The sequence below is a fragment of the Bacillus sp. RB3 genome, from assembly GCF_030164735.1.
GTDB lineage: Bacteria > Bacillota > Bacilli > Bacillales > Bacillaceae_G > Bacillus_A > Bacillus_A cereus.
In genome coordinates this window covers 216,061-228,535 of the sequence record NZ_JASNGE010000005.1, presented here as the reverse complement: position 1 = coordinate 228,535, position 12,475 = coordinate 216,061, and the positions used below count along the sequence as shown (strand labels likewise).

Sequence of the window (12,475 nt, the reverse complement as noted above, 5' to 3'; positions counted from 1 at the left end):
ATCTATACTGTTCACAGAAAAAACGAACCCTTTATAAGGTTCGCACCAACTAATTTTTTATACATATACTATTATTACGCTTCTAAACGAATCATTTCAAGTCTTAACACTTCTAACTTTTGTACACACTCTTCTTTTTTCTGTTTGTCATCTTCCATCATCGCATCATATAAAGTTGCTAATTCATAATCTAGCTCCAAACGTAGCACCGGTATTCTCTTTTCAGCATCTGTTCTCTTTAACGCATTAATCACCTGTCTCATATTATTTGCCTCCTCCCAATATTCGTCTGCCCTCGGACTAGAATTAATTCAATTTTCTGATTTTTTGTTTTATACTATACTATGTTGGATAAATCATCTATGCAACAAAATTATATTTTTTTATTTAAATTTTTTTGTGCTGTTTTTTTTATGAATAGTACAAGCTATGCTAAAATAAAAGCAAAATAGGAGTTGGAGGAACAATCATGACAATACAAACATTCAAGTCAACTGATTTTGATGTCTTTACAGTTGATGGTCTCGAAGAACGAATGAGTGCAATTAAAACGAACATTCATCCTAAGCTAGAAGCTTTAGGGGAACAATTTGCAGAATACTTATCCAAACAAACTGATGAGAACTTTTTTTATCATGTTGCAAAACACGCACGCCGCAAAGTCAATCCACCAAACGATACTTGGGTTGCTTTTTCAACAAATAAACGAGGATATAAAATGCTACCGCATTTCCAAATCGGCTTATGGGGTACTCATGCCTTCATATACTTTGGTTTAATCTATGAGTGTCCACAAAAAGTTGAGACGGCTCATGCCTTCTTAGAACATTTAAATGATTTAAAAACAAATATTCCAAATGACTTCGTTTGGTCCATTGACCATACTAAACCAAATGTGAAATTACATAAAACACTTGAAACCGAAGACTTACAAAAGATGATTGAACGATTAGCTACTGTAAAAAAAGCAGAATTATTAGTTGGTATTCATATATCACCAGAGGAGTTTTCAGCAATGACCAACGAACAATTCCTTGCTAAGATTGAATCTACGATGCAATCACTCCTTCCTTTATATGCACTGTGTAATCGATAGTAGAAAACGGACAATTTATATTGTCCGTTTTTAGTTGTTATCACATTATATCACTTCAGTTTTTATTTTTCAAAATATTTTTACATTTTTACGAGCTTTTGTTCTTCGACTTCTTTTGCCCTTTGAATAGCACGATATATAGAGTATCCACTTACTTCTTGAAATTCTTTATCAATTTTCTTTTCTTCTGCTTTCGATGGAACAATCTCTTTAAAACGACGATATAAACCCATTAACTCTTCTCTTATAATCCCTTTTTCATAAGCTTTCTCAATCGCTTCATAAAACTTAACAATTGTAACCATTTCCTCATTTGACCAATCATAATCTAACGGATATTGATATTCCATTTCGCACCTCATTTATCATTTCTTCTTGTTTCATTATGCTATCTTAAAGAGAATATTTTATTCTTCATTATAGCCACTCTGCATTATACACTATTTATTCATTTTAATGGAATTGTCTTCCTCTATTCATTAGTTGAGGCTAACTATTAAACATACTCACCTTAAAAACATTTTTTTCTATACATCTATAATTATTGGTGATATAATGCTTTTGTTTTATAGAAAATAAAGTGAAGCTACCATCTCAAAAACGATTTTTTGAATGGCAGAAAAACAAGCCTTATTCTAAAAAAGGCTACACTTTTTTAGAGCAGGATTATATAAAACAAATTACACTAAATATTATGAAGAAGAAGGGGTGTATAGATTGTCCCAATACGAAACACCATTGTTTACCGCTTTAGTTGAGCACAGTAAGCGAAATCCAATTCAATTCCATATTCCTGGTCATAAAAAAGGACAGGGCATGGATCCTACATTTCGCGAATTTATTGGGCATAATGCATTAGCAATTGATTTAATTAATATTGCGCCACTCGATGATTTACATCATCCAAAAGGTATGATTAAAGAAGCACAGGATTTAGCAGCCGCTGCATTCGGTGCAGATCATACTTTCTTTTCTATTCAAGGTACAAGTGGCGCTATTATGACAATGGTGATGAGCGTTTGCGGTCCTGGTGACAAAATCCTAGTACCACGAAACGTGCATAAATCAGTAATGTCAGCTATTATTTTCTCAGGTGCAAAACCGATTTTCATGCATCCTGAAATCGATCCGAAGCTCGGTATTTCTCATGGAATCACAATTCAATCTGTCAAAAAAGCACTTGAAGAGCACTCAGATGCAAAGGGCTTACTTGTTATTAACCCAACGTACTTTGGGTTTGCTGCAGACTTAGAACAGATTGTACAATTAGCACATTCTTATGACATCTCTGTACTAGTCGACGAGGCTCATGGTGTTCATATTCATTTTCACGATGAATTACCTATGTCAGCGATGCAAGCTGGTGCGGATATGGCAGCAACAAGTGTTCACAAATTAGGAGGCTCTTTAACTCAAAGTTCTATTCTTAATGTGAAAGAAGGCTTAGTGAATGTAAAGCATGTCCAATCTATTATTAGTATGCTTACAACTACATCAACTTCTTACATCTTGTTAGCATCCCTTGATGTTGCGAGAAAACGTCTTGCTACAGAAGGAACAGCACTCATAGAACAAACAATACAATTAGCTGAGCATGTTCGTGATGCTATAAATTCTATTGAGCATCTTTACTGTCCTGGAAAAGAAATGTTAGGTACAGATGCTACCTTTAACTATGATCCTACAAAGATAATTGTATCTGTAAAAGATTTAGGTATTACCGGCCACCAAGCTGAAGTATGGCTTAGAGAGCAATATAACATTGAAGTAGAACTCTCAGATCTATACAACATACTATGTCTTATCACTTTGGGAGATACAGAAAGTGATACAAATACACTTATTGCAGCTTTACACGATTTAGCAGCAACATTTAGAAATAGGGCAGATAAAGGTGTTCAAGTACAAGTAGAGATTCCAGAAATTCCAGTGCTAGCACTTTCTCCTCGAGATGCTTTTTATTCGGAAACAGAAGTCATCCCATTTGAAAATGCAGCGGGTCGTATTATAGCTGATTTTGTTATGGTTTATCCGCCAGGGATTCCAATCTTTACTCCGGGGGAAATTATTACACAAGAAAACTTAGAGTATATTCGGAAAAACTTAGAAGCAGGTTTACCTGTACAAGGTCCTGAAGATATGACATTACAAACATTACGTGTTATTAAAGAGTACAAGCCTATCAGTTGATAGGCTTTTTTTTCACCTTTTTTCCTTTTCTTCATACGATACTTAAGAATGTAACGTATAGGTGGGGATACTATTATGATTGTAATAGGCCGTTCTATTGTACATCCTTATATTACAAATGAATATGAGCCATTTGCAGCAGAGAAACAACAAATTTTATCAATAATGGCAGGAAATCAAGAAGTTTATTCCTTCCGAACAGCTGATGAACTCAGCTTTGATCTCAATTTACGAGTTAATATTATTATCTCTGCACTAGAGCTTTTTCAAAGTGGATTTCAGTTTCGCACATTTCAACAATCCTTTTGCAACCCCCAGTATTGGAAAAGAACATCCCTTGGAGGATTCGAGCTTCTTCCAAACATACCATCTTCTATTGCCATACAAGATATTTTTAAAAATGGAAAACTATATGGAACTGAATGCGCAACCGCTATGATCATTATTTTTTATAAAGCTTTACTATCATTGTATGAGGAAGAAACTTTCAATCGTCTATTTGCAAATCTTTTACTTTATACATGGGACTACGATCAAGATCTAAGGCTCATAACAAAAAACGGTGGCGATCTTGTTCCAGGTGACCTCGTTTACTTTAAAAACCCACAAGTGAATCCAGCTACGATTGAGTGGCAAGGAGAAAACACAATCTATTTAGGAAATTTCTTTTTTTACGGACATGGCGTGGGTGTAAAAACAAAAGAAGAAATTATTTATTCATTAAATGAACGAAGAGTCCCTTACGCTTTTATTTCAGCTTTCTTGACTGATACTATTACCCGTATCGATAGCCGTATAATGAGCCAATATGCTTCTTCTAGTACACCACATACATCCATAAGCTTTATTCCAATTAGAGATGATGCAATCGTTGCAACAGTTGGTCATACAACTACAATTTATTAAAAAAGCGCCTACACATGTAGGCGCTTTTTCTTATTATTAAGCTTTTGTATGTTCTTTATGGTCACATTCGCAATGAGATCCACATTTCCCGTATAGTACTGTTGATTTTTCATCTTCAAAATGTCCAATTGTTCCTTCACATACTTGGCATACGATTGTTCCCATTTTCATTTCCCCCTGAGTTTTAATAGTAATCTATTTATTTATCATTAAGCTTTCGCATTATCTTTTCTAGCACAGTCACAATTTGTTCCACATTTTCCGTAAAGTACCGTCGTTTTCTCATCTTCAAAATGTCCGATTGTTCCTTCACATACTTGGCATACGATTGTTCCCATTTTCATTTCCCCCTAAGTTTATGGTCCTAAAAACTTTTAGCTGTCCATTTCCTATCAATTATTGGGCTTTTGTATGCTCTGTGTGATCACATCCGCAAGATCCACATTTCCCGTAAAGTACCGTTACTTTCTCATCTTCGAAGTGTGCAATTGTACCTTCACAATCTTGACATACGATTGTTCCCATTTTTCATTTCCCCCTAAGTTTATAATCCCAAAAACTTTTTGTAACCGCTTAACTTTCTGTCTTTATTTTAATATGTTATACTTTTTACGTCAATAGGTTTTTAGTATAACACATTAAATATTTTTAATTTAAATTAGTATGCGATATTAAAATAAAAAAACAGCCATATTTATAAGTACGACTGTTTCACATTAATTATTCTTCATATTCCGCATGTAAAGAAGTTGACGGAACTAGAAATTTGAAAAACTGAGCTAACTCCTTTGCTTCCTCTTCTGATCCTAATTTAAAAATCTCCTGTATATATTGAACATTCTCTACATCATCTCGTCCGAGTAAAGTAGACCTTCCTGTTTGCATACAAACAATGAGCGGCTTTCCAAAAAACATATTTGTATAAATAACACCAAAATCATAACGTGTATCATGTGTCATAAACCCTAAAAATCGTACCTTCACACTTTCATGCTCATCATACAATTTTTCAAACATTGGTTTCCACCTTTCTACATCACGTTTCATTAATAGTATATTAAACAAAACATGTAATACTCCTTTTAATTGTCAAAAAATTCAGTAGGATGTAGAATGATAGTATTCTACTAAGCTAGGGGGAACTTATATGCAACACGCCTTTATTACGCTTGTACCGAAATCCAACCAACAATCAGTTTCAATAGATGATATAAAACAACTTTTTCATTATTATAAAACAGTTACTTCTAAAACTGGTGCCCAAATTAATTACACGTATACAAATACCGCTTTTCCTTATGAAATTTTAGATACATCTACAACAACATTAAAACTTCAATCCACTCACGACCGGTATGACTCAATTTATATTGGTGTTGGTATAGAAAATGAACAATCTTTCATCCAAGTTTCTTTACCACCTAATGCAACATTTGGTGACAAAGGGAAAGCAAATGAATTTTGCCGTTTTTTAGCGAAGAAATTAGAAGGAGAGTTACAATTATTTAATGGAAGAACAATGTATTTTTATAAACGCTAATTTAAAAAATAGATAATATGATTAAAAATAATATACAATTCGAACATGTAAGAAATAAAGCTTGCTTTCTTACGTGCAATACAAAATATGCTATTACATAGGCTAAATATAGAAATACGAAAAAAAGAATAACTTTATAATGAAACTTATCACCATTCGATAATGTTAATACAGTGGAAAAGCCACTCCATAGTAGTAAATGATAAAATATAACATGTAATATTTTCATGGAACCTTCTCCTTTGACATGCTCTATTTTATTAATATATGGGGGTAAGTTTGAATCAATTACATATTATAGGATGATATATATTACCTTCGAAGTAAGTTAAGCCTGAATCATTTGTTAAAGTATTATATATTCATTCGACAAGTACGTTTAAAGACCTTGCAAGTCATTTGATGAAAATAAAAATAGCCCCTCTCTTACAATAAGAGAAGGGCTATTTACATTACTTAAATTATTTTACAATGTGAATTGGCATTCCAAGAGCAACTTCAGCTGCTTCCATTGTGATTTCACCTAATGTTGGGTGAGCATGGATTGTTTGAGCGATATCTTCAGCTGTCATTCCAGCTTCGATAGCTAAACCAATCTCAGAAATAATATCAGAAGCACCTGCACCTGCAACTTGAGCACCTACAAGAAGACCATCTTCTTTACGTGTTACAAGTTGTAGGAAACCGTCAGTGCTGTTTAATGATAATGCACGACCGTTAGCAGCGAATGGGAACTTAGATACAGTTACAGTCATTCCAGCTTCTTCAGCTTGTTTTTTAGTGTAACCAACAGATGCTAGTTCTGGATCAGTGAAGCATACTGCAGGAATTCCGATGTAATCGATAGCTGATGCATGGCCACTAATTGCTTCTACAGCTACTTTACCTTCGTAAGAAGCTTTGTGAGCTAATGGTGGTCCAGGAACGATATCACCGATTGCATAGATGTTTGGTACATTTGTACGACATTGCTCATCGATTTCGATGATGCCGCGGTCAGTCATTTTAACTCCAACTTGCTCAAGACCGATTTCTTGAGTGTTTGGACGACGACCTACAGTTACTAATACGTAATCTGCTTCTACAGTTTGGATTTCACCTTTAACTTCAAAGCTAACTTTTACGCCAGTTTCTGTTTCTTCAACGCCTTTAGCCATAGCTTTTGTATGGATATTTACGTTACCTTTTTTCTGTAGAGCACGTTTAACAACAGAGCTCATAGCTTTTTCGAAACCAGCTAAGATTTCGTCGCCAGCTTCTACTACAGTAACTTCTGTACCGAAGTTAGCATATGCAGTACCTAATTCCATACCGATGTAACCGCCGCCGATTACAACAAGTTTTTTAGGAATTTCAGGTAAGCTTAAAGCACCTGTAGAGTTGATAACACGTTTAGAGTATTTGAATCCTGGAATTTCGATTGGTGTAGAACCAGTTGCAAGAACAGCATTTTTAAACGTATAAGTTTGAGCTGCATCTTCAGTCATAACGCGTAATGTATTAGCATCTACGAAGTAAGCTTCACCGCGAATGATTTCAACTTTGTTACCTTTAAGAAGGCCTTCAACACCGCCAGTTAATTTCTTAACTACGCCGTTTTTCCATTCTTGAACTTTTGTAAAGTCAACTTTTACGTTTTCTGCAGTAATACCCATGTCATCAGAATGCATTGCATTCTCATAACGATGACCTGCATTGATTAACGCTTTTGAAGGAATACATCCAACGTTTAAGCATACGCCACCAAGGTTAGCTTTTTCAATGATTGCTACCTTTTGACCTAATTGTGCTGCACGAATTGCCGCAACGTATCCACCAGGACCTGCACCAACAACGACTGTATCTAATTCAATTGGGAAATCTCCTACTACCATTGTTATTACGCCTCCATTACTAATAATTGTGGGTCATTCAATAGACGTTTAATTTGGTTTAACGCTTTTTGAGCAGTTGCACCGTCAATTAAACGATGGTCAAAGCTTAGAGATAATGCTAATACTGGAGCTGCAACGATCTCACCGTTTTTCACAACTGGTTTTTCAGCGATACGGCCGATACCAAGGATTGCTACTTCTGGGTGGTTGATAACTGGAGTGAACCATTGTCCACCTGCAGAACCAATGTTTGTAATTGTGCAAGAAGCACCTTTCATTTCAGCTGGAGCTAGACGACCTTCACGTGCTTTACCAGCAAGATCATTGATCTCGTTAGAGATTGTGAAGATAGACTTACGATCTGTATCTTTAACAACTGGTACTAATAGACCTTTGTCTGTATCAGCTGCGATACCGATGTTGAAGTAATGTTTATGAACTACTTCTTGAGATGCATCGTCTAAAGAAGTGTTTAACATTGGGTATTCACGTAATGCAGATGTTAAAGCTTTAACAACGTACGGAAGGTAAGTTAATTTAATACCTTTGTCAGCTGCTACTGCTTTGAACTTCTTACGGTGAGCAACAAGTTCTGTTACATCTACTTCGTCCATTAATGTTACGTGAGGAGCTGTGTGTTTAGAGTTAACCATTGCTTTCGCAATCGCTTTACGGATACCACTCATTTTCTCACGAGTTTCTGGATATTCACCAGCTGGGATTGGTTGTGCTTTTGGTGCTTCTTCTTTCGCTGCTGCTGGAGTAGCTTCTACTGCTGCTGGAGCCTCAGTTGCTGCTACAGTTTGTCCACCATTTGCAAATGCATCGATGTCAGCTTTTACGATACGGCCATTCTTACCAGTACCAGCTACTTTATGAATGTCTACACCTTTTTCACGAGCGTATTTACGAACAGATGGCATAGCAATTACGCGCTCATTTACTACTTCTGCAGTTGCTGCTGGAGTAGCTTCCGCTGCTGGAGCTTCTACTGCTGCTTCTTCAGCTTTTGGAGCTTCATCATGATCGTCACCTTTAAATTTAAGGTTTTCGTATCCAGGAGCATCAAATTTAATTAATGTATCTCCTACGATTGCAACTGTTCCTTCTTCTACAAGTACTTCAAGTACTTTACCTTTAACAGGAGAAGGGATTTCTACTACTGCTTTATCATTTTGTACTTCAAGAAGTACATCGTCTTCGTTTACTTCATCGCCTGGTTTAATAAACCATTTTACGATTTCACCTTCGTGGATACCTTCACCGATATCTGGTAGTTTAAATTCAAATGCCACGGAATTCAGCCCCCTGATTCATTTCATTATTATGGAATATGTGCAAAAGAAACCAGCATGTGCTGATTTCTTTTGCACATGAAAAGCTAAAAATTAGAAGTTCATTACTTTGTTTACAGCTTCAACAATATCTTTGTGGTTTGGTAACCATACGCTCTCTGCTTGAGAGAATGGGAATACTGTATCAGCAGCTGCAACACGTACAACTGGAGCTTCTAAGTTTAAGATTGCACGGTCGTTAATTTCCGCTACAACGTTAGCTGCAATACCAGCTTGTTTTTGAGCTTCTTGAACTACAACTACGCGACCTGTTTTTTCAACAGAAGCGATGATTGTTTCGATATCTAATGGTTGAACTGTACGTAAGTCAACAACCTCTAAAGAGATACCTTCTTTTTCAAGTTCTTCAGCAGCTTTTAATGCAGCGTGAACCATAGCACCGTAAGCGATAACAGATACATCTGTACCTTCACGTTTGATATCAGCTTTACCTAAATCAATTGTGTAATCACCTTCTGGTACCTCTTGACGGAATGAACGGTACAATTTCATATGCTCTAAGTAGATAACTGGATCGTTGTCACGAATCGCAGAGATTAAAAGACCTTTAGCATCGTATGGAGTAGATGGAATAACAACTTTTAGACCAGGTTGTTGAGCCACTAATCCTTCTAAGCTATCAGCATGTAGTTCAGGAGTATGAACACCACCACCGAATGGAGAACGAACTGTTACTGGAGCAGTCCAACGTCCACCAGAACGGTAACGCATACGAGCTAATTGACCAGAAATTGAATCCATTACTTCATAAACGAAACCGAAGAATTGGATCTCTGGAACTGGACGGAATCCTTCAAGTGCAAGACCAACTGCAAGTCCACCAATACCAGACTCTGCAAGTGGAGTATCCATTACACGATCTTCACCAAATTCAGCTTGTAAACCTTCAGTAGCACGGAATACACCGCCGTTTACACCAACGTCTTCACCAAATACAAGTACGTTAGGGTCATTTTTCATTTCAACGCGTAAAGCATCAGTGATTGCTTGAATCATTGTCATTTGAGCCATGGCTTACTTCGACTCCTTTTCTTTGTAGATTTCATATTGTTCAGCTAAGTTGTAAGGCATTTTTTCGTACATGATTTCCATTAAATCAGTTACTTTTTGTTTTGGAGCTTGGTCAGCCTTAGCAATTGCTTGTTTGATATCTTCTTTTGCTTCTTCGATTACTGTCTCTTCAACTTCTTGAGACCATAGGCCTTTAGCTTCTAAGAACTTACGGAAGCGTACGATTGGGTCTTTTTGTTCCCATTCGTTTTCGATATCTTTTGTACGGTAACGAGTTGGGTCATCACCAGCCATTGTATGTGGACCGTAACGGAATGTTAAAGTCTCGATTAAAGTAGGGCCTTCGCCATTTACTGCGCGCTCACGAGCAAAAGCAGTTGCTGCGTATACAGCTAATGGATCCATACCGTCTACTTGAATTCCGTAAATACCTGCTGCTACTGCTTTTTGTGCTACAGTTTTAGCTGCAGATTGCTTTTCTACTGGAGTAGAGATTGCATAACGGTTGTTTTGAACAACGAAGATTGCTGGAGCTTTGAATGCACCTGCAAAGTTCATACCTTCGTAGAAGTCACCTTGTGAAGCACCACCGTCACCAGTGTAAGTAATTGCAACAGATTTTTTACCACGTAGTTTCATACCTAACGCAACACCAGCAGTTTGGATGATTTGCGCACCGATAATAATCTGTGGAGCTAATGCATTTACATTCTCAGGCATTTGGTTACCCATGAAGTGTCCACGAGAGAATAAGAATGCTTGGTATAATGGTAATCCGTGCCATACTAATTGTGGTACATCACGGTATCCTGGTAAGATGAAGTCTTCTGCTTCAAGTGCGAAATGACTTGCTAATTGAGAAGCTTCTTGTCCAGCTGTAGGTGCGTAGAAACCTAAACGTCCTTGACGGTTTAAAGAAATAGAACGTTGATCTAATACGCGAGTATACACCATACGACGCATTAATTCTTTTAATTGATCATCAGATAATTCAGGCATAGCTGCTTCATTCACAACTTCACCGTTTTCATTTAAAATTTGTAATGTTTCAAATTGAGCTGCGATAGCTTTCATTTGCTCATCAACATTAAATAGGGTCTTTTTTGTTTTAGTACCCATTCCGTTCACCTCTTCCTCTCTTGAACCATATTCTGAAACGCTTTCACTGGCTATTTTCCAGTTTAAAAAGCGCAACGATGTAAACCAACATGTTTGTATGTCGGTTGAGAATAATTTTGTGTACCTAACAATCTGTACTAATGTTTTTTCAGAAACATATTAATACAATCTTGATCACGTTTTTTAGTTTACAACTATTCTAATTACGATGTCAATTACTTTGAATACGTTTTTTTATAAATAATATGCAGGTTTCTACTACACAAACGTGTTTTTATTTTTTACATCTGTATTAGTAAGCATTGACCTACTGTTATATTATTCCCTTTTTCACTTATTTTTTCTCTTAGAATAATATGTAAACGATTTAATTCTCTTTAGTTTTTCTCTCTTCGTAACAAAAATATACAAACTACTCTTCCTTTTTTAGGTAAATACCTATACATTTCTACCCTCTCTTCCATACATTATAGTAACCGCAGTATTAGCGGGAAATGATAAAGGAGGTCATCTCATGTACGGATACTCATATTGCTATCCAACTTGTTCATATCCTTCCTACGGTTATGGCGGTTCTTGTGGCGGGTCTGGACGCGGCTTCGCCTTAATCGTTGTGTTGTTTATTCTTTTAATTATCGTTGGTGCTGCTTGCATTCGCTAATGTAAAACGAAACAACTATGGAAAGAAAAAGACGGCTTTGCCGTCTTTTTCTTTTTATCACATACATAACTACTCTATAATAGAACAATTTCCAAAATGCCTTCCCTTTCTTGCCGATGACTTTTTCCATCTCCTTTGGTAGACTAAAGAGGAAAGGAGAGATTACATATGCTTACAATGAAAGATGTTATTCGCGAAGGAGATCCTATTTTGCGCAACGTTGCAGAAGAGGTGTCATTACCGGCAAGCGAAGAAGATACAACTACCTTAAAAGAAATGATTGAATTCGTAATAAATAGCCAAGATCCTGAAATGGCTGAAAAATATAGTTTACGCCCTGGAATCGGATTAGCGGCTCCGCAAATCGGTGTTTCAAAAAAAATGATTGCAGTTCATGTAACCGATGCGGATGGTACATTATATAGCCATGCATTATTCAATCCAAAAATCATTAGCCATTCTGTTGAACGTACATATTTACAGGGTGGTGAAGGCTGTCTGTCTGTAGACCGCGAAGTACCTGGTTATGTTCCTCGTTATACAAGAATTACAGTAAAAGCAACTTCTATTAACGGAGAAGAAGTAAAATTACGTTTAAAAGGTTTACCAGCAATCGTATTCCAACACGAGATTGATCATTTAAATGGCGTTATGTTCTATGACCATATCAATAAAGAAAATCCTTTTGCCGCTCCTAATGATTCCAAACCTCTAGAGCGATAA

17 protein-coding genes are annotated in these 12,475 nt (G+C 36.4%); 6 read left to right on the top strand and 11 right to left on the bottom strand.

Annotated elements, in window-relative coordinates:
* Positions 1-74 precede the first annotated feature (74 nt).
* Positions 75-263: a hypothetical protein gene (locus QO049_RS10250; protein ID WP_001250164.1), complete on the bottom strand. Its 189-nt coding sequence runs from the start codon at positions 261-263 to the stop codon at positions 75-77.
* Positions 264-469: 206 nt separating this feature from the next.
* Between QO049_RS10250 and QO049_RS10245 the strand changes: the two genes are divergently transcribed.
* A complete protein-coding gene (locus QO049_RS10245) occupies positions 470-1,096 on the top strand; it encodes a YktB family protein (RefSeq protein ID WP_284489268.1) in 627 nt (208 codons plus the stop codon).
* An 80-nt stretch (positions 1,097-1,176) separates the two neighbouring features.
* Here QO049_RS10245 and QO049_RS10240 read toward each other — a convergent pair whose 3' ends face one another.
* Positions 1,177-1,446 carry a UPF0223 family protein gene (locus QO049_RS10240; RefSeq protein WP_000456552.1) on the bottom strand — a complete coding sequence of 90 codons (270 nt, stop codon included), beginning with the start codon at positions 1,444-1,446 and terminating at the stop codon, positions 1,177-1,179.
* 367 nt (positions 1,447-1,813) lie between these two features.
* Between QO049_RS10240 and speA the strand changes: the two genes are divergently transcribed.
* Both speA and QO049_RS10230 read left to right on the top strand, forming a co-directional pair.
* Entirely contained in the window at positions 1,814-3,286 is a 1,473-nt protein-coding gene (gene speA, locus QO049_RS10235; protein ID WP_284489267.1) for an arginine decarboxylase, read from the top strand.
* 75 nt (positions 3,287-3,361) lie between these two features.
* Positions 3,362-4,192, top strand: a complete 831-nt coding sequence (locus tag QO049_RS10230) for a protein-glutamine gamma-glutamyltransferase (protein ID WP_000635340.1) — start codon at positions 3,362-3,364, stop codon at positions 4,190-4,192.
* Positions 4,193-4,228: 36 nt separating this feature from the next.
* On the opposite strand, the gene QO049_RS10225 is transcribed toward QO049_RS10230, so the two are convergent.
* From QO049_RS10225 to QO049_RS10210, 4 genes are all read right to left on the bottom strand, one after another.
* Positions 4,229-4,357: a GapA-binding peptide SR1P gene (locus tag QO049_RS10225; RefSeq protein ID WP_000536796.1), complete on the bottom strand. Its 129-nt coding sequence runs from the start codon at positions 4,355-4,357 to the stop codon at positions 4,229-4,231.
* Between the two features lie 44 nt (positions 4,358-4,401).
* Positions 4,402-4,530: a GapA-binding peptide SR1P gene (locus tag QO049_RS10220; protein ID WP_000536803.1), complete on the bottom strand. Its 129-nt coding sequence runs from the start codon at positions 4,528-4,530 to the stop codon at positions 4,402-4,404.
* Between the two features lie 58 nt (positions 4,531-4,588).
* Positions 4,589-4,717 (bottom strand): GapA-binding peptide SR1P, encoded by a 129-nt coding sequence (locus QO049_RS10215; RefSeq protein ID WP_000536778.1) that lies wholly within the window; start codon positions 4,715-4,717, stop codon positions 4,589-4,591.
* A 195-nt stretch (positions 4,718-4,912) separates the two neighbouring features.
* Positions 4,913-5,209 carry a DUF3055 domain-containing protein gene (locus QO049_RS10210; RefSeq protein ID WP_000462038.1) on the bottom strand — a complete coding sequence of 99 codons (297 nt, stop codon included), beginning with the start codon at positions 5,207-5,209 and terminating at the stop codon, positions 4,913-4,915.
* Between the two features lie 130 nt (positions 5,210-5,339).
* Between QO049_RS10210 and QO049_RS10205 the strand changes: the two genes are divergently transcribed.
* The gene (locus tag QO049_RS10205) at positions 5,340-5,732 is read left to right on the top strand and encodes a DUF1885 family protein (RefSeq protein ID WP_001163302.1); all 393 of its coding nucleotides are present in this window, start codon (positions 5,340-5,342) and stop codon (positions 5,730-5,732) included.
* 1 nt (position 5,733) lies between these two features.
* Here the strand turns inward: QO049_RS10205 and QO049_RS10200 are convergent, their stop codons facing one another.
* The 5 genes from QO049_RS10200 to pdhA form a co-directional block, all read right to left on the bottom strand.
* Complete coding sequence (locus QO049_RS10200; RefSeq protein WP_000697469.1) at positions 5,734-5,961, bottom strand: hypothetical protein; 228 nt, start codon at positions 5,959-5,961, stop codon at positions 5,734-5,736.
* 232 nt (positions 5,962-6,193) lie between these two features.
* Positions 6,194-7,606 (bottom strand): dihydrolipoyl dehydrogenase, encoded by a 1,413-nt coding sequence (lpdA, locus tag QO049_RS10195; protein ID WP_000260104.1) that lies wholly within the window; start codon positions 7,604-7,606, stop codon positions 6,194-6,196.
* Between the two features lie 5 nt (positions 7,607-7,611).
* Positions 7,612-8,901, bottom strand: coding sequence for a pyruvate dehydrogenase complex dihydrolipoyllysine-residue acetyltransferase (gene pdhC, locus QO049_RS10190; protein ID WP_000863419.1), 1,290 nt, complete (start codon positions 8,899-8,901; stop codon positions 7,612-7,614).
* A gap of 93 nt (positions 8,902-8,994) precedes the next feature.
* Positions 8,995-9,972, bottom strand: coding sequence for a pyruvate dehydrogenase complex E1 component subunit beta (gene pdhB, locus QO049_RS10185; protein WP_000068168.1), 978 nt, complete (start codon positions 9,970-9,972; stop codon positions 8,995-8,997).
* Positions 9,973-9,975: 3 nt separating this feature from the next.
* The gene (gene pdhA / locus QO049_RS10180) at positions 9,976-11,091 is read right to left on the bottom strand and encodes a pyruvate dehydrogenase E1 component subunit alpha (protein WP_000536895.1); all 1,116 of its coding nucleotides are present in this window, start codon (positions 11,089-11,091) and stop codon (positions 9,976-9,978) included.
* A 514-nt stretch (positions 11,092-11,605) separates the two neighbouring features.
* Between pdhA and QO049_RS10175 the strand changes: the two genes are divergently transcribed.
* Both QO049_RS10175 and def read left to right on the top strand, forming a co-directional pair.
* Positions 11,606-11,752 (top strand): YjcZ family sporulation protein, encoded by a 147-nt coding sequence (locus tag QO049_RS10175; protein ID WP_000274562.1) that lies wholly within the window; start codon positions 11,606-11,608, stop codon positions 11,750-11,752.
* Positions 11,753-11,920: 168 nt separating this feature from the next.
* Positions 11,921-12,475 (top strand): peptide deformylase, encoded by a 555-nt coding sequence (def, locus tag QO049_RS10170; RefSeq protein ID WP_000957049.1) that lies wholly within the window; start codon positions 11,921-11,923, stop codon positions 12,473-12,475.

Coding starts and splice junctions, on each gene's coding strand:
- QO049_RS10225 (WP_000536796.1), bottom strand. CDS start 4,357: ATGGGAACAATCGTATGCCAAGTATGTGAAGGAACAATTGGACATTTT.
- QO049_RS10200 (WP_000697469.1), bottom strand. CDS start 5,961: ATGAAAATATTACATGTTATATTTTATCATTTACTACTATGGAGTGGC.
- pdhA (WP_000536895.1), bottom strand. CDS start 11,091: ATGGGTACTAAAACAAAAAAGACCCTATTTAATGTTGATGAGCAAATG.
- QO049_RS10175 (WP_000274562.1), top strand. CDS start 11,606: ATGTACGGATACTCATATTGCTATCCAACTTGTTCATATCCTTCCTAC.
- QO049_RS10245 (WP_284489268.1), top strand. CDS start 470: ATGACAATACAAACATTCAAGTCAACTGATTTTGATGTCTTTACAGTT.
- QO049_RS10240 (WP_000456552.1), bottom strand. CDS start 1,446: ATGGAATATCAATATCCGTTAGATTATGATTGGTCAAATGAGGAAATG.
- QO049_RS10230 (WP_000635340.1), top strand. CDS start 3,362: ATGATTGTAATAGGCCGTTCTATTGTACATCCTTATATTACAAATGAA.
- QO049_RS10210 (WP_000462038.1), bottom strand. CDS start 5,209: ATGTTTGAAAAATTGTATGATGAGCATGAAAGTGTGAAGGTACGATTT.
- QO049_RS10205 (WP_001163302.1), top strand. CDS start 5,340: ATGCAACACGCCTTTATTACGCTTGTACCGAAATCCAACCAACAATCA.
- QO049_RS10215 (WP_000536778.1), bottom strand. CDS start 4,717: ATGGGAACAATCGTATGTCAAGATTGTGAAGGTACAATTGCACACTTC.
- lpdA (WP_000260104.1), bottom strand. CDS start 7,606: ATGGTAGTAGGAGATTTCCCAATTGAATTAGATACAGTCGTTGTTGGT.
- QO049_RS10250 (WP_001250164.1), bottom strand. CDS start 263: ATGAGACAGGTGATTAATGCGTTAAAGAGAACAGATGCTGAAAAGAGA.
- def (WP_000957049.1), top strand. CDS start 11,921: ATGCTTACAATGAAAGATGTTATTCGCGAAGGAGATCCTATTTTGCGC.
- QO049_RS10220 (WP_000536803.1), bottom strand. CDS start 4,530: ATGGGAACAATCGTATGCCAAGTATGTGAAGGAACAATCGGACATTTT.
- pdhB (WP_000068168.1), bottom strand. CDS start 9,972: ATGGCTCAAATGACAATGATTCAAGCAATCACTGATGCTTTACGCGTT.